This is a genomic window from Pseudoduganella aquatica, assembly GCF_020865585.1.
Taxonomy (GTDB): Bacteria; Pseudomonadota; Gammaproteobacteria; order Burkholderiales; family Burkholderiaceae_D; genus Rugamonas; species Rugamonas aquatica_A.
Genome location: NZ_CP086370.1, coordinates 3,999,978 through 4,019,617, shown reverse-complemented (window position 1 = coordinate 4,019,617; position 19,640 = coordinate 3,999,978). Strand labels below are relative to the sequence as shown.

Sequence of the window (19,640 nt, the reverse complement as noted above, 5' to 3'; positions counted from 1 at the left end):
GTTGTGGTTACAGTACCATGTTATTCATTTTATGTAACGTACATTACCGCATGAAATCTCCCTTGAACCATCGTGGATTGGCTCTTTTGCCACTGTTGTTGCTTGCAGGCTGCAACACCGTGGTAATGAACCCGTCCGGCGATATCGCCGCGCAGCAGGCCCGCCTTGTGGTGGTGTCCACTTTGCTGATGCTGCTGATAGTCGTCCCAGTCATCGCACTGACCCTGTTCTTTGCGTGGAAGTATCGCCAAAGCAACACTAAAGCCAAATATGAACCCGATTGGGATCATTCCACCAAGCTCGAACTGGTGATCTGGGGCGCTCCGCTGCTGATCATTATCGTGCTGGGCCTGCTGACCTGGATCAGCACCCACAAGCTCGACCCTTATCGTCCGCTGGACCGTATCGACGAGAAGCGTCCGCTGGCCGCCGGCGTCAAGCCTCTGGAAGTGCAGGTCGTGGCGCTGGACTGGAAATGGCTGTTCATCTATCCGGAGCAGGGCATCGCCACCGTGAATGAGCTGGTGACCCCGGTCGACGTGCCTGTACGTTACAAAATCACCGCCTCGAACGTGATGAATGCCTTCTACGTGCCAGCCCTGGCCGGCATGATTTACGCCATGCCGAGCATGGAGACGCAGCTGAACGCGGTCATCAACAAGCCCGGCGTGTACGACGGCTTCTCGGCCAACTACAGCGGCGCTGGCTTCTCGCACATGCGCTTCAAGTTCCACGGCGTGAGCAATGCCGACTTCGACGCCTGGGTTGCCAAGGTCAAGGCCTCCGGTTCCACCGGCAGCGTTGCGCTGGACCGCGCCAGCTACCAGGTCCTGGAAAAGCCGAGCGAAAAAGAGCCGGTGCGCTACTACAACGCCGTGTCGGCCGACCTGTACGACGCCATCCTGAACCGCTGCGTCGGCGACGGCGCCACCTGCATCAACAAGATGATGGCGGATGACATCGTTCGCGCGAAAACCGCGGCCGAGCTGTGCAATACGCCGACTCCCGTGCCTAATCTTTCCATGAAGAGCAACAATGCAACACGATACTGATCTCATCTTCGGACGGCTGAGCTGGGAAGCGATTCCCTTCCACGAGCCTATCCTGCTGGCGACCTTCGCCGGCGTCGTGCTGGGCGGCATAGGCCTGCTTGGCGCCATTTCCTACTTCCGCCTGTGGGGCAATCTGTGGACGAACTGGATCACCAGTATCGACCATAAGAAAATCGGCATCATGTACATGATCCTCGGTTTGATCATGCTGCTGCGCGGCTTTGCCGACGCGCTGATGATGCGCGCCCAGCAAGCCTTCTCCTTCGGCGATTCGGCCGGCTTCCTGCCGCCGCACCACTACGACCAGGTCTTCACCGCCCACGGCGTGATCATGATCTTCTTCGTGGCGATGCCGTTCGTGACGGGCCTGATGAACTACGTGGTGCCGCTGCAGATCGGCGCGCGCGACGTGGCTTTCCCATTCCTGAACAACTTCTCCTTCTGGATGACCGCCTTCGGCGCCGTCCTGGTGATGGCGTCGCTGTTCGTGGGCGAATTCGCCCGCACCGGCTGGCTGGCCTACCCGCCGCTGTCCGGCATCCTCGCGTCGCCCGACGTCGGGGTGGATTACTACATATGGTCATTACAGGTGGCCGGGGTCGGGACATTGCTGTCCGGCGTCAACCTGGTCGTCACCATCGTGAAAATGCGCGCGCCTGGCATGGACATGATGAAGATGCCAGTGTTCACCTGGACCGCCCTGTGCACCAACGCGCTGATCGTGGCCGTGTTCCCTGTGCTGACCGCCGTGCTGGCCATGCTGTCGCTGGACCGTACCTTCGGCACCAACTTCTTCACCAACGAGCTGGGCGGCAACCCCATGCTGTACGTGAACCTGATCTGGATCTGGGGCCACCCCGAGGTGTACATCCTGGTGCTGCCGGTGTTCGGCGTGTTCTCGGAAATCGTGTCGACCTACTGCGGCAAGCGCCTGTTCGGCTACACCTCCATGGTGTACGCAACCGTCGTGATCACCATCCTGTCCTACCTGGTATGGCTGCACCACTTCTTCACCATGGGCTCCGGCGCATCGGTGAACTCCTTCTTCGGCATTACGACGATGATCATCTCGATCCCGACCGGCGCCAAGATCTTCAACTGGCTGTTCACCATGTACCGTGGCCGCATCCGCTTTGAAGTGCCTATGCTGTGGACCATCGGCTTCATCATCACCTTCGTGATCGGTGGCATGACCGGTGTGCTGCTGGCGGTGCCTCCGGCCGACTTCGTGCTGCACAACTCGCTGTTCCTGATCGCCCACTTCCACAACGTCATCATCGGCGGCGTGGTGTTCGGCGTGTTCGCGGCCATCAACTACTGGTTCCCGAAAGCCTTCGGCTACAAGCTGAACAGCTACTGGGGCAAGTGGTCGTTCTGGCTGTGGTTCGTGGGCTTCTACTTCGCCTTCATGCCGCTGTACGTGCTGGGCCTGATGGGCGTAACCCGCCGCATGAGCCATTTCGACGATCCTTCGCTGCAGATCTGGTTCCAGATCGCCGCCCTGGGCGCGGTCATGATCGCCGGCGGTATCGGCGCCATGCTGCTGCAATTCTGGGTTTCGTTCCGCGACCGCAAGCAGAACATGGACGTCACCGGCGACCCATGGAACGGCCGCACGCTGGAATGGTCGACCTCGTCGCCACCGCCGGACTACAACTTCGCGTTCACCCCGCGCGTGCACGACAACGACACCTGGGCCGACATGAAGAAGAACGGCTACCAGCGTCCGCTGAAGGACTACGTCGCGATCCACATGCCGAAGAACACCTGGGCGGGCTTCGTGATCGCCGCGATCAGCGGCCTGATCGGCTTCGCGCTGATCTGGCAGATGTGGATCCTGGCCGGCGTGTCCTTCGTGGCCATGATGGCTGCCATCATTACGCATACGTTTAACTACAAACGCGACTACTACATTCCTGCGGACGAAGTTGTCCGTACCGAAGATGCTCGCACTCAACTGCTGAATGCCCATGTCTGACGCTACTTTGAACCCAAGCTCGCGCTACTTCGTGCGCGAGCACCATCCGGAAAACGGCACCTTGCTCGGTTTCTGGATCTACCTGATGAGCGATTGCCTGATCTTCGCCGTCCTGTTCGCAACCTACGCCGTGCTGGGCCGCAACTACGCGGGCGGCCCGACCGGCGCCGAGCTGTTCGACCTGAAGCTGGTGGCATTGAACACCTCGATGCTGCTGCTGTCGTCGATCACCTACGGCTTCGCCATGCTGGAAGCGGGCCGCAAGCGCCTGGGCGCCACCATGGGCTGGCTGATCGTCACCGGCCTGTTCGGCGCGGCCTTCATCTCGCTGGAACTGTACGAGTTCGTGCACCTGCTGCATGAAAACGCCGGTCCGCAGCGCAGCGCCTTCCTGACCTCGTTCTGGTCGCTGGTGGCCACCCACGGCCTGCACGTGACCTTCGGTATCGTGTGGCTGACCACGCTGCTGTTCCAGCTGAAGAAGCATGGCCTGACGCATGAAAACATGCGCCGCCTGACCTGTTTGTCGATGTTCTGGCACTTCCTGGACGTGGTCTGGATCGGCGTGTTCACCTTTGTTTACCTGATGGGAGTTCTGCCATGAGCGATCACAACCACGAGCACCATGGCCATGACGATCACGGCCACGGCCACCACGGCCATGACGACCACAACCACGGCAGCCTGAAGTCCTACACCATAGGCTTCATCCTGTCGGTGATCCTGACCGCCATTCCGTTCTGGCTGGTGATGGGCAATGTGTTCGCCAATCCGGCCACCACGGCCTTCACCATCCTCGGCTTCGCGGCCGTGCAGATCGTGGTCCACATGGTCTACTTCCTGCACATGAACGCGAAAGTGGAGGGCGGCTGGTCCATGCTGGCCATGATGTTCACGCTGATCCTGGTGGTTATCGTGCTGTCGGGCTCGATCTGGGTCATGTACCACATGAACGCCAACATGATGCCGGGCATGGACGCGCACCAAATGCGCAACATGCCATGATGTCCGCACCGCGCACTGCCGCCGCGCCGCGCCTGCGTTCCGCAGGCCTGCGCTACACGCTGGCGGCTTGCGCGGTGCTTGTCATCGTAGTACTGCTCGCGCTGGGCACGTGGCAAGTCCAGCGCCTGCAATGGAAACTGGCTCTGATCGAACGCGTCGACGCACGCGTGCACGCGGAGCCGGTTCCCGCGCCCGGTCCGCAGGACTGGGCCAGGGTGTCCGCAGACACCGATGAATACAAGCACGTCTTCCTGACGGGCAGATTGCTCCCCGAATACTCCACCAAGGCGCAGGCCACCACCGAGCGCGGCCCCGGCTATTGGCTGCTCACGCCGCTGTGCCAGGCCGACGGCGGCACCGTCATTGTCAACCGCGGTTTCATTCCGCTGGAGGCGGCTGCCGGGCTGGAAGGCAGCCTGAACGCCGTGGTCCCTGCCGGCACCGACGCCTGCGCCGCCGCCGCGCTGGCCGGCCGCGCCCCGGTGCGCCTGAACGGCTTGCTGCGCATCAGCGAAGTGGGCAAGGGGCCGATGGGCCTGCGCGCCAACGACCCGGCGCAGAACCGCTGGTATGCGCGCGACGTGCACGCCATCGCCACCGCGCGCGGCCTGCAGCCTGCGCGCGTGGCGCCATACTTTGTCGACGCCGATGCCGGCCAGTACGTGGCCGATCTTGCCGAACCGCTGCGCCCCTATGGCGGCATGACGGTTATTTCCTTCCCGAACAATCACTTGGTTTATGCTCTCACCTGGTACGCGCTGGCTGCTATGATGGCGGCCGCGCTGGCGTGGGTGATACGCGACGAGCGCCGCCGCGCCGGCAAGTAGCGCGGCAAGCAGGCCTGCACGCAGGCCGCATAACTCAGGCGAGGATGAATGTCGGGCCAACTACTTTCAATAGCAAAATTGCCGTCCTTCCTGGCGGCGGCCCGCGCCGGCCAGGCGGCAGGGCATCAGAACATGCAGCAGCTGATACAGCTGCGCTGGATCGCCGTGGCCGGGCAGATCACCACCATCCTCGTGGTGGCCTGGGGCATAGGCATCAAGCTGCCGCTGGTCTACATGCTGGAAGTGCTGGCCTGCCTGATCGCCTTCAACGTCGCCAGCCAGCTGCGCTGGCATGAGAAATGGGCCGTGTCGAACGGCGAACTGTTTCTCGCCATCCTGGTGGACGTGGCCAGCCTCACGGCCCAGCTCTACCTGAGCGGCGGCACCTCGAATCCCTTTGTCTACCTCTACCTGCTGCAGGTCATCCTCAGCGCGGTGCTGCTGGAGGCCTGGTCCACCTGGACCATCGTCGCCATCGCCAGCGCCTGCCTGGCCGGATTGTCCGTGTGGTCCAAGCCCATCGCGCTGCCGCTGTTCCACGAGCGTGGCTACTTCAGCCTGTATATCCAGGGAATGCTGATCTGCTTCGCGCTGAACGCCGCGCTGCTGGTGGTGTTCATCACCCGCATCATGAGCAATTTGCGCGCCGGCGACGCCATGCTGGCCAGCATGCGCCAGCGCGCCGCAGAGGAGGAGCATATCGTCCGCATGGGCCTGCTCGCCTCGGGCGCGGCGCACGAGCTGGGCACGCCGCTGGCCACGCTGTCGGTGATACTGGGCGACTGGCGCCGCATGCCGGAGTTCAGCAAGAATCCGGAACTGCTGGAGGAAATCGGCGAGATGCAGGCCCAGCTGGCGCGCTGCAAATCCATCGTCAGCGGCATCCTGCTGTCGGCGGGCGAGGCGCGCGGCGAATCGTCGGCGCGCACCACCATCAACACCTTCCTCGACGAGCTGGTGCAGGAATGGTGCGCCAGCCGGCCGGTGGCGTCCTTCGATTACCGCAACACCATCGAGGACATGCCGGTCGTGTTCGACACGGCCTTCAAGCAGATGATCTGCAATGTGCTGGATAATGCACTGGAAGCATCGCCCGAGTGGGTGCGGCTGGAGGCGCGCTGCGAGGACGGCGCCATCAAGCTGCTGGTCAGCGACAGCGGCCCGGGCTTCGCGCCCGACATCCTGGAGCAGTTCGGCAAGCCCTACAATTCAAGCAAGGGCAAGCCGGGCCGTGGGCTGGGCCTGTTCCTGACGGTGAACGTGGCGCGCACCCTGGGCGGCACGGTGGAGGCTGGCAACCGGCCGGAGGGCGGCGCCGCCGTCTTGCTGAGCTTGCCGCTGACGGCCATTGCAGTGGAAGAGGAATAGAGGAATGACCGAAGAAGAAGTACGCCAGCTCATCATCATCGAGGACGACGCCGCCTTTGCGCGCACGCTGGGCCGTTCCTTCGAGCGGCGCGGCTACCAGGTGCTGCTGGCGGCCAGCCTGGAGGAGGCCGAGGCGCTGCTCGAAGAGCATACGCCGGGCTACGCCGTGGTGGACCTGAAACTGAAGAACAACACCTCCGGCCTGCTGTGCGTGCAGATGCTGCACGCGCACGACCCGGAGATGCTGATCGTGGTGCTGACCGGCTTCGCCAGCATCAACACGGCGGTGGAAGCGATCAAGCTGGGCGCCTGCCAGTACCTGGCCAAGCCGTCCAACACCGACGACATCGAAGCCGCCTTTGCCCACGTGGCCGGCAGCGCCGAGGTGGAAATGACCAACCGCTCCACATCCATCAAGACGCTGGAGTGGGAGCGCATCCACGAAGTGCTGGCCGAGACCGACTTCAACATCTCCGAGGCCGCCCGCCGCCTCGGCATGCACCGCCGCACGCTGGCGCGCAAGCTGGAAAAGCAGCGCGTGAAGTAGACAGGGGCATATCAAGCCGGTAAGATGGTTTTTTTACTAACCGGCAGGGTGGCACCATGGATACGGCACGTTTGAAGCAAGCTGCGGCGCTGGCCGTGGCCATCTCCACCCTGCATGGCCCGGCCCGCGCCGAAACGCCCGCCGCGCCCGCCAAGGCGACCCGCGCCGTGGCCGATTTCAGCAAGTGCGACAAACCGGTCTGGCCGCAGGAAGCGCTGCGGCGCGAGCAGCAGGGCACCGTCACGATGGCGTTCAAGATCGGCGAGGACGGCACGGTGGTCGAGTCCAAGGTGAACAAATCCAGCGGCTATCCGCTGCTGGACGAGGCCGCGCGCTTCGGCCTGGCCAAGTGCAAGTTCAAGCCCGGAACGGTAGGCGGCCAGCCCACGACCACATGGATGCAGATGCAATACAAGTGGGTACTGGACCTGCCCGAGAAAGATCCCGCCTTGCAGGCGGCGTTCGCCGAGGCGCTGGCGGCGGCCGAGGGCGGCGACCCGCAGGCGCAATACAAGGTGGCGGAACTGATCCGTACCGGCAAGGGTGTGAAGCACGACGATGCGCAGGCGATGGCGTGGCTGAAGAGGGCGGCGGAAACCGGCTATGCCGAGGCGCAGTTCATGCTGGGCAGCTACTACCTGGCCGGCAAGGGCAGCGAAGCGGACGTCGCGCTGGCGCATCCCTTGCTGATGAAAGCCGCCGAGCAGGGCCATGCGATGGCGATGATGGCGGTGGGCGGGCAATATATGACGGGCAAGGGCGTCGAGCGGGATCCTGCGCAGGGCTATGCCTGGGTGCGCAAGGCGGCCGATGCGGGTTTGCCGATTGCGTACACCGGCCTGGCTTCCATGTACTTCGGCGGCGTGGGCGTGGCGCGCGACCCGGACGAAGCGCAGCGCATGCTGCGCCGGGGGGCGGAACTTGGCGAGCAGACCGCGCTGCAGGGGCTGGGCATGGAGCTGCTGCGCTCGCAGTCGCCACGCGACCAGGCGGAAGCCTTGCCCTTGCTGGAGAAGGCTGCGGCGAAGGGTTCGCCGGTTGTGCAGTACTTGCTGGGGAATGCCTATGCAGAAGGCAAGGGCACGGAGGCTGATACGGCCGTGGCTGCCGAATGGTACCGAAAGGCTGCTGCGCAGAGCTACCCGGTGGCGCAGTTCGCGCTGGGCGGCATGATGGAGCAGGGCAGCGGCGCGCGCAAGGACGAGGCGGAGGCGCTGCGCTTGTATGAGCTGGCCGCGCAGCGCGGGTATCTGCCGGCGGTGCAGCGCATGCTGAAAGTGGCGGAGCGCGGCGAACTGGGCCGTCCGGTGGATGTGGCTGCGGCAGCGCAGTGGCGCGCGCAGTTGAGCGGATTGAGCGGCAAGAAATAGCGGGGCGGCGGCGCTGGCGGGTTACGCGGCTGCGCCGCTAACCCGCCCTACGAGCCCGCAGAATTGGCGGCGGAATTGCGGCGGAATTGCGGGGGAATTGCGGCGGGATTGCGCTGGGCGTAGGGCGGGTTAGGCGGCGACAGCCGACGTAACCCGCCATGCCTGAGCCGCCGCTCAGCACCCCTGCGCCGTGCACAGCGTGGCGATATTCCCGCTGGTGAAGCGCGCGCCGTTGAAGGTCTGGCCGAAGGTGCCGGTGCAGCTGGCGCTGTCGTAGCCGTGCACCACCGAGTCCACATGGTTGCCGCCCCGGTAGTCGCGCAGCCACGGTCCGCCGCTGGAGCCGAAGGTCATCGAGCAGCCGGTGTTGAGCACCGAGGTGCCGCCGCAGCTCCCACTGGGACTGAAGCTCTCGGACGCGCAGGCCTGCAGCGTATTCCCGCCGCCCAGATTGCCCGGATAGCCCAGCGCATGCTGGCTGAGCACGCTTCCGTAATTCCACGACCGCCCCAGCCATCCCGTGTAGAAGGTCACGCCGCGCCCGGCCGAGTCGTTCTGCAGCGCGATCAGGCAGACGTCGGAAGCCACATCCCCATTATTGATCCAGCTGGTCAGTATGCGCGCCTGCGACCAGGTGAACATGCCGAAGGGCGCATTGCCGCTGTTGTAGGCCGGCGCGAAGGACCAGCCGCCTATCCAGTTGTTGCGCGAGCGGTCGTAGCAGCAGTGCGCCGCCGTCACGATGATGTTGTTGCCGCTGATGACGGACGCCGAGCAGGTGCCCGCGCTGGTGAACAGCTTGCCGATCGCGCGCGGCGTATTGGCGTTGTTCGTTTCCTGGTATTGCGTGAAGATGTCGACCGTGGCGCCGGCCGGGCCGGCGAAACCGAGCCCTGCCAATGCAGCCAGCGCCGCCCATGCCGCCGAGCCCGCCAGCGCCTTCTTGCCTGTGTGCTTGTCCATTTCAGATCTCCCTGCCGTGGTTAGCGTTGCTTTTGGTCCGCTGCCTTCCAGTCGTCCGGATGCAGGCGGCGCGCCTCCTCGTCCGCCTTGGGATCGGGCGCGCCGCCTTCGGACAGCTCGGGCTTGGCGCCGGCCAGCGCCTTCTTCTCGGCCGCCGTCTGCGACTGGCGTTTGGGCTTGCCCTTGGTCACGTTCCAGTCCAGCGGCTTGGCGCTGAGCCGCTCCTCGCGCGTCTGGTAGGACGGCTCGGCCGCGGCGCGCTGCGGGTCGGCGTCGCGCTTGATGCTGGTGGTGGTGTCCTGCGGCGCTGCAAAAGCCGAGCCCGCCATGAACAGGGCGGCCAGCGCAGCGTGGGATGGTGAGTTGATCAACATAGTCGCCTCCTTTAGGTGAAGCGGACAGGCCTGCCCCGCTTGCTAAAGTTCAGCCTATGCCGGCCCGGTGGATATGCAATGTTTTGTGGGGACTGCCTTGACGCAGGTCATGGCAAGTGCAGATCGCGCACCGCCGCTTCCAGCGCCTCGAATGTGGCCGGCTTGGTCAGGTGGCGGTCGAAGCCGGCGGCCAGGGCGTTTTCGCGGTCGCGCTCCTGGCCGTAGCCGCTGAGCGCCACCAGGCGCACGCCGGCCAGCTCGGGCAGCTTGCGCATGGCGCTGGCCGCTTCCGTGCCGGGCATGTCCGGCAGGCCGATGTCGAGGAACACCAAGTGCGGCCGGAACGCCAGCGCCAGGCGGATGGCGTCCGTGCCGGTGTGGGCGGTGACCACCTCGTGGCCGCAAAAGCTGAGCAGCGAGGCCACCATGTCGGCCGAGTCGACGTTGTCGTCCACGACCAGCACACGCCTGCTCGGCCCGGCTGCCGGGCTGTCTTCGGCGGCGGCGGTGCTCGCCACGCCCTCCGGCGCGGCGCACAGCGGCAGGCGGATCTCGAACGTGCTGCCCTGGCCTTCGCCGGGGCTTTCAGCGGCCACGCTGCCGCCGTGCAGGTCCACCAGCGTGCGTACCAGCGACAGGCCGATGCCCAGGCCGTCCTGCACGCGGTCCGACGCATGCCCGGCCTGCGCGAACAGCTTGAAGATGTTGCCGATCTGCGCGGCCGGAATGCCGATGCCGTTGTCGCGGATGCGTATCAGCGCCGTGTCGCCCTCGCGCGTCAGGCTGGCGGTGACGACGCCGCCCAGCGGCGTGAACTTGCAGGCGTTGTTGAGCAGGTTGCCGGCGATCTGCGCCAGGCGCACGCCGTCGCCGGCCACCCACAGCGGCTCGTCGGGCAGCTCGACGGACAGGGCGTGGCGCCGCCGCTCGCACGCCTCGCGCGCGGTGTCGAGCACCGAACGCAGCATCTCGCCCAGCTCCACCGGCGCCACCCGCAGCGTGATCTTGCCCTGCGAAATGCGCGACACGTCCAGCAAATCGTCCACCAGGCGCACCATGTGGTCGGTCTGCCGGATGATCATCTGGCGCGCGCTCTCCTGCGGCTGCGGCGCGTACGGGTCGAGATTGCGCAGCACCTCCACCGCGTTGCGGATCGGCCCCAGCGGATTGCGCAGCTCGTGCGCCAGGATGGCCAGGAACTCGTCTTTCAGGCGGTTCGCCTCGCGCAGCTCGCGCTCCGCCTTGGCCAGCCGCAGCAGGGCGCGCACATTGGCCACCAGCTCTTCCGGTTCGATCGGCTCGATCAGGTAGTTGTCGGCGCCGCTGTCGAGCGCCCGCACGCGGTCCGGCGAGGCCACGTAGGACGCCGAAGTCTGCAGCACCAGCACCATGGCGGTGTGCGGGTTCTGTTTCAGGCGGCGGCACACTTCAAAGCCGCTCAGGTCGGGCAGCTTGGTGTCGAGCAGCACCAGGGCCGGGTTTTCGCTGGCCGTCTTGGCCAGGGCCTCGCCGCCGCTGGCCGCTTCGATGACCTGGAATCCGGCGCGCTGCAGGATGCGCGACTTGGCGTAGCGCGCCGCTTCGGTATCGTCCACATTGAGGATCAGGTCGTGCGACATCATGGCGCCTCGTGCTGGTTGGGTGGCGGCGCGCCGGCGCCGGACGCAGCCAGGTAAAGGGCATTGAGCTGGGCCAGCAGTTCGGCGCGCGGCACCGGCTTGACGAAATAGGCGTCCGCCCCCAGCGCATAGGCTTTCTGGCGGTCCGCCACTTCGGACGCGATAATCACCGGCACATGGCGGCGCCGCTCGTCGTTCTTGGTCTGCGTCAGCCAGCGCCAGGTGTCGGTGCCGTTCAGGTACAGGTCGAGGATGACGGCGGCCGGCGGCGTGGTGTTCCAGACCTGCTCGGCCTCCCACAGGCTGCGCGCCCACACGGCGCGGTAGGGGGTGTTGCGGAAGAAGCTGCGGTACAGCAGCATGGCGGTGCGGTCGTCCTCGACCACCAGCACCGGGATGCCGCCGTCGGCGCCGCCGGGCGCAGGGCCGGCGGCCAGTCCATCGTGCAGCGGCGGAGCGGATTCGCGCAGCATGCGCGGCAGGGTGGCGAAGAAGGTCGAGCCCACGCCAGGCGTGCTGGTCAGGCCGACCCTGCCGCCCAGCAGCCCGGCCAGCTTGCGGCACAGCGGCAGGCCCAGGCCGGTGCCCTTGGCGCTGCGCTGCAGGTGGCCCGCCACCTGGCTGAATTCTTCAAACACCATCTGCTGGTCTTCGGGCGCGATGCCGATGCCGCTGTCCTGCACGGCAAAGCGCACGCCGGCGCCGTCCGGCAGCAGCTCGGCCGACACGCGCACCTGGCCCGCCTCGGTGAACTTGAGGGCGTTCGAAATGAAGTTGCGCAGGATCTGCGACAGCTTGGCCTCGTCGCTGAACATATGCAGCTCCGGCTCCGGCATGTCGAACACCAGGTCCACCTTGGCGCTCACCAGCAGCGGGCGCAGCATGCCGCGCAGCGCGCTGAACATCTCGCCGACGTCGAAGTCGGCGCTGTGGATGTCGATCTTGCCCGCTTCGATCTTGGCCAGGTCCAGCAGGTCGTCCACCAGCTCGGCCAGCGACTCGGCGCTTTTCAGGATGTAGCCGACCTGTTTTTCCTGCTCGCTGCCCAGGTCGCCGTCGATGCGGTCCAGCAGCAGCTTGGACAGCGCGCGTATGGAATTGAGCGGGGTGCGGAACTCGTGGCTCATATTCGACAGGAAGCGCGTCTTCATCTCGTCGGCGCCGCGCAGGTGCTCGGCTTGCTGGTCCAGCTCGGCGTACAGCGCCACCACGCCGCGGTTGGTGTCCTCCAGCTCGCGCGTGAGCTGCAGCAGCTCTTCCTGGCGCGCGTTCAGTTCGGCCAGCGTGGCCAGCAGTTCCTTGTTCTGCTGCTGCATTTCCGACAGCGCAGCGTCCGGCGGCAGGGCGTGCAGCTGGGCGCCGAGCGCGCCCACCGCCGCAGCCGTCAGCAGCGGCGCCTCGGCCGGCAGCAGCTTCTTCAGCAGGATCAAGGTGCCCTTGCCGGGCTCGGTATTGATGTCGCACTGGTCCATCAGGCGGCGCGCGCCCAGCAGGCCCATGCCCATGCCGGTGGGGGACTGGTAGCGTCCCGACAGCACCAGCTGCAGGTTGGCGATGCCCGGCCCCTGGTCCTCGATGCGTATCACCAGCAGCTGCGGCGCGGTGCCGCCTTCCACGCTGAACTCGATGCGGCCGCTGCTGGCGTAGTTGTAGACGTTGCGCGCCAGTTCGGACACGGCGGTGGCAATGCGGGTCTGGTCCTGGCCGCCGAAGCCGCACAGCGCGGCGATCTGGCGCGCGCGCTGGCGCGAGGCCACCACGTCCACCTCGGCCACGATGGCCATGCTGAGGATGCGCAGGCTCATGGCTGGCCTCCCTGGTGGTCGCGCAGCACCAGCACGGTGACGTCGTCGCGGCGGCGCGAAAAATCGCGGTACAGCACGGCGGCGATCACTGCGGGATGGCGCCGGGCCAGGCCGGGGTAGTCGTCCAGGTTCCAGCGAGAGCCCAGGCCGTCGCTATGCAGTATCAGCATACCGTCATGGTCCCAGGGCGCGGGGAATTCCTGCACCTTGCGCATATTGCTGCCGACGATGCCGTTGTGCGACACCAGCTGGCGCCGCGCGCCGTCGCTCCAGGCGTGGCAGGCAATATTGCCCACCCCGGCCAGTTGCAGCTGCCCTGCCAGCATGTCGATGCGCACCACGGCGGCGGCCGCGCCGCGCGTGGCGCGCAGCGCATCGTGCACGTCCCGCAGCAGCACGGAAGCGGGCTGGGCCGGATTGGCCAGCACAGTCTGCGCGGCCAGGCGCGAGGCGTCGGCCGCCAGCGGGCCGTGGCCCAGGCCGTCGGCCACCAGCACCGTGGCGCTGGTGGGGCCGCAGGCCAGGGCCCAGCCGTCGCCGCAGGCGGTTTCGCCGTGCATGGGCAGGCAGACCACGCCCACGTCCAGCGCTAGCGGCGGCGCGGCCGCGTCGGCCTGGCTCGGCTGCGGCCATAGCGTCAGCCAGACCACCGTGCCTTGGCCGGGCGCGCTGTAGGCGTCGAAACTGCTCGACAGGCGCTGCATCGCGCCCAGGCCCACGCCGTAGCTGCCCGCCGTGGTGCGCCCGTCCTGCAGGCTGGTGGCCAGGCTGGCCATACCGGGACCGTTGTCCAGTGCCAGCACCTCCACACCGGCCCGGCCGCCGGCGTGCAGCGCGCGCAGCAGGATCTCGCCGTGGCCGGCGTGTTTCAGGATGTTGCTTGCCGCTTCGGTCACCACGATGGCCAGCTCGCCGGCGCGCACCGGGTCCAGCCCGGCTTGCGCGCCCAGTTCGGCGGCGGCGCGGCGCGCGGCGGCCACGTGGGTGGCGTCGGATACCGGGCAGCACTGCTGCGGCGGATTTAGAAAGGTTTCCATTTGGTGATGCTGACGGTGGTGCCGGCGCCGGGCGCCGAAATAATGTCGAACTCGTCCGCCAGCCGCTTGGCGCCGGACAGTCCCAGGCCCATGCCGCCGCCGCTGGTGTAGCCATCGGTGAGGGCGCGGGGAATATCGTCGATGCCGGGACCATCGTCGGTGAACACCAGCTGCAGCCCGCGCCGCATGCCGTTGTTGACGTGGAGCAGGTGCGCCTCGCCGCCGCCGCCGTAACGCAGCGTGTTGCGCGCCAGCTCGCTGGCCGCCGTCACCATCTTGGTCTGGTCGACCAGGCTGAAGCGCTCCGCCACCAGCTGCTCGCGCACCTGCTGGCGCAGCCGCACCACGTCCTCGTCGAGCCGCAGCGGCAGCACCACGGCGCCGGGAGGAGGCGCGTTCATGCGATCTGGCGCTGAAGCAGCTGTACGCCTTTTTCGACGTTCAGCGCCGTCTGTACGCCTTCCAGCTTGAGGCCCAGCTCCACCAGCGTGATGGCCACGGCCGGCTGCATGCCCACCAGCACGGTGTGCGCGTCCAGCACGCGCGCCATGGCGGCCGTGTTGCTGATCATGCGGCCGATAAAGGAGTCCACGATGTCCAGCGTGGAAATGTCGATCAGCACGCCGCGCGCGCGGTCCTGCACGATGCGCGCGGTCAGGTCGTCCTGCAGGGTCATCGCCAGCCTGTCGTGCATGTCGACCTGTATGGTCACCAGCAGCAGCTGGCCCATCTTGAGTATCGGGATGCGTTCCATGCGGGCCTCACACTGCCTGGTGGTAGGTGACCGAGGCGCCCAGCCGCTTCATGGCGGTCTGGAAGGCGTCCGCCAGCGTGGCCTTGGTGGTCACGTCCTCCAGGTTCACGCCCAGGTGGACGATGGTTTGCGCGATCTGCGGGCGGATGCCGCTGATGATGCAGTCGGCGCCCATCAGGCGCGCGGCGGCCACGGTCTTGAGCAAATGCTGGGCCACCAGCGTGTCCACGGTGGGCACGCCGGTGATGTCAATAATGGCGATGGAGGCGCTGGTGTCGATAATCTTCTGCAGCAGGTTCTCCATCACCACCTGGGTGCGCGCGCTGTCGAGGGTGCCGATCAGGGGCAGGGCCAGTACGTCGCGCCACAGCTGCACCACCGGGGTGGACAGTTCCAGCAGCTCCTGCTGCTGGCGCAGGATCACGCCTTCGCGGTTGCGCTGGTATTCCTCGACGGTGTACAGGCCGAGGCGGTCGAACAGGTTGCCGGTCTCGGCGAGTTCCTCGCCCAGCGCGGCGCTGTCGTGCGCCAGTTCGGCACGCAGGCCTGCGAACAGCGGCTCTTTGAGCGAGAACACGAAGGTGGCCGTCTCGGTCGGGGTGTAGCCTTGACGCACGCGGTTGGCGGAGATATCACTGAGCAGCTGGCGCACCTCGCCCCAGGCCGGGCCGTCGATTTCATAGCTGGCGCCGGCTTCGGTGGCCTTGACCAGCAGCGGCAGCAGGCGCATGGCCTGTTGCCGCATTTCGGCCTCGGCCCCCTTGTCGCGGCGCACCGTGCGCGACAGCATGCCGCTCAGCCAGCCCTCCAGCAGTGCTTCCTGGTTTTTGCTCAGGATGTTGGCGAGATTTCCGGTGCTCTGCTTGCTCATGCGTACCCCACAAAAATGGATAAAGAGAAAACAGTCTAGCAGGAAAACTTTAAAACCTTGGTTAAATTGAAATGTGGCGTGCCCAGCCGCATACAGCGGCCGGGCAGGCAGGACGGGAGAGGGAAGCGGAGCGGGGAATTACAGCTTGTAGCTGGCCTGGACCGAGAACGAGCGCCCGGCCAGGGGCAGGTCGAAGGGCAGCGCCAGGCCCGGCGCCAGCGTCGGCTCGCGCGCGTCGGCGTCGAAGATGTTGCGCACGGCGGCCGAGAAGTTCCACTGGTTCTTGCCGCGCCGGGTCGACAGCGTCAGGTCGAAGGTGCGGTAGTCGGCGATGGGCTTGCGCAGGTCGCCGGTGGCGCGCTGGCGGCCGGCCACCCAGTTCAGCTGCGGCGACAGCGTGTAGTTGCCGCCGAACTGCCAGTCGGCGCGGCCGAACAGATGGTGGCGCGGCGCGTAGCCGGCGTCCTTCTGCGTGGCCTCGTCCACCGAGCGTTGCCAGGCGTAATTGCCCACCAGGCGCAGCTCGCGGTTGACGTTCCAGTTGCCTTCCAGCTCCATGCCGTGGCCGGTCTGGTCGCCCTGGTTGGCAAAGGTGGAGCCGGTGCCGGCCATCATGTTCGGCACCAGGCGGATGATGTTGCTCATCTCGTAGCGGTACAGCGTCAGGTTGATTTGCGCGTCCGCCTGGGCTTGCCAGGAGAAGGCCGCTTCCAGCGTGCGGTCGGTTTCCGGCTTCAGGTTGGCGTTGCCGCGCGCCACAGGGTTGGCCAGGCTGTAGGCCTCGTTGAAGGACGGCGCGCGGAAGGCGCGGCCGTACAGCAGCTTGGCGGTCAGGTCGAAGGTGGCGTCCCACACCAGCGCGAAGCGCGGGTTGGTGGTGCCGCCAAAGTCGGAATAGCGGTCGTGGCGCACGCCGGCGGTCAGGGTCCAGTCGGTGGCCAGGCGCCATTCGTCCTGCGCGTACAGGTAGTCGATGCGGCGCTTGTGCGGCCGCATAAAGGGATTGCTGTCGCTGAAGTCCGCCAGGCCCGGCAGCGGCACGGGGGTGCCGTTGGCCGTGTAGGTGAAATTGCGGCGCTCGCGCGTGCGGTACAGGTCCAGGTCGTCGTGGCCTATGCCCACGCGCACGTGGTGGTCCGCGAAGCCGCTGTAGTCGGCATAGGCGGTGAGCCGGGTCGAGCGCTCCCAGGTTTCCGGGATGCCTATCATGCCGTTCGGGAACAGCCCGGTCGGGAAGCGGGTGCCCGGCGGCAGCAGGATGTAGCCGTCCAGCTCCTGCGCGTAGGACTGGGTGCTGATGCTGGCCCCCAGGCCCCAGTTGCGGCTGAACTGCGCGTCCGCCCAGCCCAGGCTGGTGTTGATGCGTTCGCTGCGGCCCACGCCCACCGGGTCCAGCGCGGAGGCGATGCCGGCGCCGCTGCCCTGGCGGTCGCGCAGCTTGTAGCCGAAGCGCGCGCGCCACTGGCCATAGCCGGCTTCCAGGTTCAGGTCCACCGCGTCGCCGCCGGTGTTTACGCCGCCCGGGGCCAGGCTGGCGTGGGTGCCGAGCAGGGTGTCGTTGCGGGTCTGCGCGTCCGCTTCCAGCGTGCGGTGCTGGCCGTCGGTGGTGCCGGTGCGCAGGTAGGCGGCGATCTCGATGGGGCCGAGCTTGCCGCCGTGCTGCACCCAGGCGTCGCGCGCCTGGAAGGAGCCGAGGCGCAGGCCGACTTCGGTTCCCGCCGCTTCGGCCGGACCCTTGGTGATGATGTTGATTACGCCGGAGAAGGCGTCCGAGCCGTACAGCGCCGAGCCGGGGCCGCGTATCACCTCGATGCGCGAAATCTGCTCAACCGGGAAAGTACCCCAGACATTGCCTTTGTTGCCGATGTAGAGCGTGGTGACGGGCACGCCGTTCTGCAGCACCAGCACCTGCGGCGCATACTGGCTGAACACGCCGCGCATGATGTACAGCGGCGTGTAGCTGTTGGGGCTGCGGGAAATATGCAGACCGGCCACGGTTTCCAGCACATGGTCGAGGTCGGCGGCGCCCATGGCGGCGATGTCGGCCGCCGTCACCACGGAGGCCACGGCCGGCGCGCGGCGCAGCGTCTGCAGATTGCCGGTGGCGATGCTGACGCTGTCGGCGTCGCCATAGACCATGGTCAGTTCGTCTTCTTCGCTGCTGGGGCCGCCTTGCGTTTGAGCCTGGGCCTGGGTTTGTGCGATCAGGGCAGGCAGGGCGAAAGCCACTGCCAGCCAGATACGTGATGCGCGGGAAGACTTCAAGAGCTATCTCCAGAGTGTGATATTTTTCCCATTGTAGCGTGGCACGATTTGCTCATGGGACAAAAAAGCACGCACTGTTGCTAGCGTGCAGCTTGCAAGTTACTTAATTAGGCGAGGCAACCGTTCGCCATTCCCTTGGCGCGCGACCGCTGTACTCGACGGCGCTGCAGGGCGTGGCGAACAGCACGCGCTCCGGCTTTTCCGCTGCCTCCACCACGCAGGGAGCCATGCCTGCTATAAAGATAGGCATACGCAGCAGCTGCAGTTCGCGCACCGACATGCCCATGTCGGCAATGATGGCCGCATGCAGGCCCGAGTAGTTCATATGCAGCTGGGCGTAGCGGCTCAGCAGCACCCGCTCGACCTGCCAGGCCAGCGCCAGGTGCGGGCCGTTGTGCAGGCCCAGGCGCTCGGCCAGTTCCATAATGAAGGGAATGCGCTCGTCGTGCGAGTTGATGGGGCGGCCAAAACCGTAGATCTTGCTGCGCGCGGTTTCCTCCCACACCACGTCGGCCAGCGCCTCGCCGGCCTGCACGCGGCGCAGTGCGGTCTGCAAAAAAGTCATGCACAGCATGGTGGCCTGGCCGCCGTAGGTCGTCGCTTCCGACACGGCCATGCCGGCCACCATGGCCAGCGAGGCGCTGCTGCGCGCATTGCCGGCCAGCGCCGCCACGCGGTTGTTCCACAGGCGGGCGTCCGGGTAGGAGGTATGGGTCCACATGGCTTGCACCAGCTCGGCCTGTTCGGCGCTCAGGTGGCGGCCGGTGATGCCATAAGCGTAGAGCTGCACCCATTCCAGGCTGCACAGGTCGCGGTGCAGGTCGTGGCCGCGGAATACGGCGTGGCTGCCGGGGAAGGCGGCGCCCACCTTGGTGTGCAGGCGGCCTGCGTGGTGCTGCAGCAGGGCCGGGCCTTGCAGGACTTCTTTTAGGTGAGCGCTCATGCTGCTTCCTTTTCAATGGCGGCCGATGCCGGAACCGATACGGGCACCGGCGGCGTGGCGGCCGGGTCGAGTTCCAGCTTGTAGAAGGGGAAACGCTTGAAGCCGACGGCCTTCTGTTCCAGCGCGTGGGCGGCGGCGCCGGGCAGGCGCAGCAGCAGGTACAGCATTTCGCCTTCGTCCGGGCTGAAGCCCAGGTCGTGCAGCACGCAGGCGGCCACGCCGCACATGGCGAGCGGCAAGCCGGCGGCGGCGCGCGCATCTTCCAGGCCGGCGTGCAGCCAGGTCGTGCCGGGGCCGGCGCCCATGCGGTCCAGCGTGGCGAGCAGCTGGCGCACCGGCAGCGGGGTGGCGGCGCCGTGCGGATCGAAGCCCGGCAAGTGGCTTTGTTCGGGCCAGACGTCGACCGGGTCGTGTGCGCTGGCGGCGTGGAAGGCGCGCCAGGCGGCCAGGTCCGCGCCGCAGCGCTTCCACATGGTCATGGCGTCGTGCACTTCGCGCGCGCCGCCGGAGCGGCCGGCGCCCACGGCCAGCGCGGCCATCAGCGAGGAGGCGGCGGTCGAACCGCCCACGCCGCCGCACATGGCGGCGTGCACGGACGCGTCGCGCGGGCCGGGATTGGCCAGCGCCACGGCCAGCGCTTCCAGGATGTCCAGCTCGGGGCCGGCGGGCAGCTCGGCGCGCAGCAGCAGCCAGAGCATTTCCATCCAGCGCGCATTGCCGGCCATGGCGCCGTACACGTCGTAGCCACGGCAGTAGGCGGCGCGCGTGGCGAAGGGATTGTCCGCTTCCGGCGTTTCCTGCCAGATGGCGGTGTGGATCAGGTCTTTGGATGAGGGGGTTGCGTTGTTCTTCATGTTTTCTC

19 protein-coding genes are annotated in these 19,640 nt (G+C 66.6%); 8 read left to right on the top strand and 11 right to left on the bottom strand.

Annotated elements, in window-relative coordinates:
* Positions 1–50: 50 nt before the first annotated feature.
* Genes cyoA through KT882_RS17885 form a run of 8 tightly spaced genes read left to right on the top strand, consistent with a single transcriptional unit; the run spans position 51 to position 8,147 of the window.
* Positions 51–1,052: a ubiquinol oxidase subunit II gene (gene cyoA / locus KT882_RS17920; protein WP_161071216.1), complete on the top strand. Its 1,002-nt coding sequence runs from the start codon at positions 51–53 to the stop codon at positions 1,050–1,052.
* Positions 1,036–3,030: a cytochrome o ubiquinol oxidase subunit I gene (gene cyoB / locus KT882_RS17915; protein WP_161071217.1), complete on the top strand. Its 1,995-nt coding sequence runs from the start codon at positions 1,036–1,038 to the stop codon at positions 3,028–3,030. Before cyoA ends, cyoB begins: the two co-directional genes overlap by 17 nt.
* A complete protein-coding gene (gene cyoC / locus KT882_RS17910) occupies positions 3,023–3,634 on the top strand; it encodes a cytochrome o ubiquinol oxidase subunit III (protein ID WP_228892854.1) in 612 nt (203 codons plus the stop codon). The genes cyoB and cyoC overlap by 8 nt, the downstream gene beginning before the upstream one ends.
* On the top strand, positions 3,631–4,035 hold the full coding sequence (cyoD, locus tag KT882_RS17905) for a cytochrome o ubiquinol oxidase subunit IV (protein WP_056390311.1): 405 nt from the start codon (positions 3,631–3,633) through the stop codon (positions 4,033–4,035). Before cyoC ends, cyoD begins: the two co-directional genes overlap by 4 nt.
* Positions 4,032–4,862, top strand: a complete 831-nt coding sequence (locus tag KT882_RS17900) for an SURF1 family protein (RefSeq protein WP_161071218.1) — start codon at positions 4,032–4,034, stop codon at positions 4,860–4,862. Before cyoD ends, KT882_RS17900 begins: the two co-directional genes overlap by 4 nt.
* Positions 4,863–4,910: 48 nt before the next feature.
* Entirely contained in the window at positions 4,911–6,230 is a 1,320-nt protein-coding gene (locus KT882_RS17895; protein ID WP_161071219.1) for an ATP-binding protein, read from the top strand.
* 4 nt (positions 6,231–6,234) lie between these two features.
* On the top strand, positions 6,235–6,777 hold the full coding sequence (locus tag KT882_RS17890) for a response regulator transcription factor (RefSeq protein ID WP_161071220.1): 543 nt from the start codon (positions 6,235–6,237) through the stop codon (positions 6,775–6,777).
* A 56-nt stretch (positions 6,778–6,833) separates the two neighbouring features.
* Positions 6,834–8,147 (top strand): TonB family protein, encoded by a 1,314-nt coding sequence (locus tag KT882_RS17885; RefSeq protein WP_161071221.1) that lies wholly within the window; start codon positions 6,834–6,836, stop codon positions 8,145–8,147.
* A 174-nt stretch (positions 8,148–8,321) separates the two neighbouring features.
* Here KT882_RS17885 and KT882_RS17880 read toward each other — a convergent pair whose 3' ends face one another.
* The 11 genes from KT882_RS17880 to KT882_RS17830 form a co-directional block, all read right to left on the bottom strand.
* Positions 8,322–9,110, bottom strand: coding sequence for a trypsin-like serine peptidase (locus KT882_RS17880; protein ID WP_161071222.1), 789 nt, complete (start codon positions 9,108–9,110; stop codon positions 8,322–8,324).
* A 20-nt stretch (positions 9,111–9,130) separates the two neighbouring features.
* Complete coding sequence (locus KT882_RS17875) at positions 9,131–9,484, bottom strand: hypothetical protein (protein WP_161071223.1); 354 nt, start codon at positions 9,482–9,484, stop codon at positions 9,131–9,133.
* Between the two features lie 107 nt (positions 9,485–9,591).
* Complete coding sequence (locus KT882_RS17870) at positions 9,592–11,106, bottom strand: ATP-binding response regulator (protein ID WP_161071224.1); 1,515 nt, start codon at positions 11,104–11,106, stop codon at positions 9,592–9,594.
* Complete coding sequence (locus tag KT882_RS17865; protein ID WP_161071225.1) at positions 11,103–12,908, bottom strand: ATP-binding protein; 1,806 nt, start codon at positions 12,906–12,908, stop codon at positions 11,103–11,105. The genes KT882_RS17870 and KT882_RS17865 overlap by 4 nt, the downstream gene beginning before the upstream one ends.
* Positions 12,905–13,945, bottom strand: coding sequence for an ATP-binding protein (locus KT882_RS17860; RefSeq protein ID WP_228892851.1), 1,041 nt, complete (start codon positions 13,943–13,945; stop codon positions 12,905–12,907). The genes KT882_RS17865 and KT882_RS17860 overlap by 4 nt, the downstream gene beginning before the upstream one ends.
* Positions 13,930–14,346, bottom strand: coding sequence for an ATP-binding protein (locus KT882_RS17855; protein ID WP_228892850.1), 417 nt, complete (start codon positions 14,344–14,346; stop codon positions 13,930–13,932). The genes KT882_RS17860 and KT882_RS17855 overlap by 16 nt, the downstream gene beginning before the upstream one ends.
* A complete protein-coding gene (locus tag KT882_RS17850; protein WP_161071228.1) occupies positions 14,343–14,699 on the bottom strand; it encodes an STAS domain-containing protein in 357 nt (118 codons plus the stop codon). Before KT882_RS17850 ends, KT882_RS17855 begins: the two co-directional genes overlap by 4 nt.
* A gap of 7 nt (positions 14,700–14,706) precedes the next feature.
* Complete coding sequence (locus tag KT882_RS17845; RefSeq protein ID WP_161071229.1) at positions 14,707–15,570, bottom strand: STAS domain-containing protein; 864 nt, start codon at positions 15,568–15,570, stop codon at positions 14,707–14,709.
* A 138-nt stretch (positions 15,571–15,708) separates the two neighbouring features.
* Entirely contained in the window at positions 15,709–17,835 is a 2,127-nt protein-coding gene (locus KT882_RS17840; RefSeq protein ID WP_228892842.1) for a TonB-dependent receptor plug domain-containing protein, read from the bottom strand.
* 103 nt (positions 17,836–17,938) lie between these two features.
* Complete coding sequence (locus KT882_RS17835; protein WP_228892838.1) at positions 17,939–18,778, bottom strand: citrate synthase family protein; 840 nt, start codon at positions 18,776–18,778, stop codon at positions 17,939–17,941.
* Positions 18,775–19,632 (bottom strand): citrate synthase family protein, encoded by an 858-nt coding sequence (locus tag KT882_RS17830; RefSeq protein ID WP_228892835.1) that lies wholly within the window; start codon positions 19,630–19,632, stop codon positions 18,775–18,777. Before KT882_RS17830 ends, KT882_RS17835 begins: the two co-directional genes overlap by 4 nt.
* Positions 19,633–19,640: the final 8 nt, after the last annotated feature.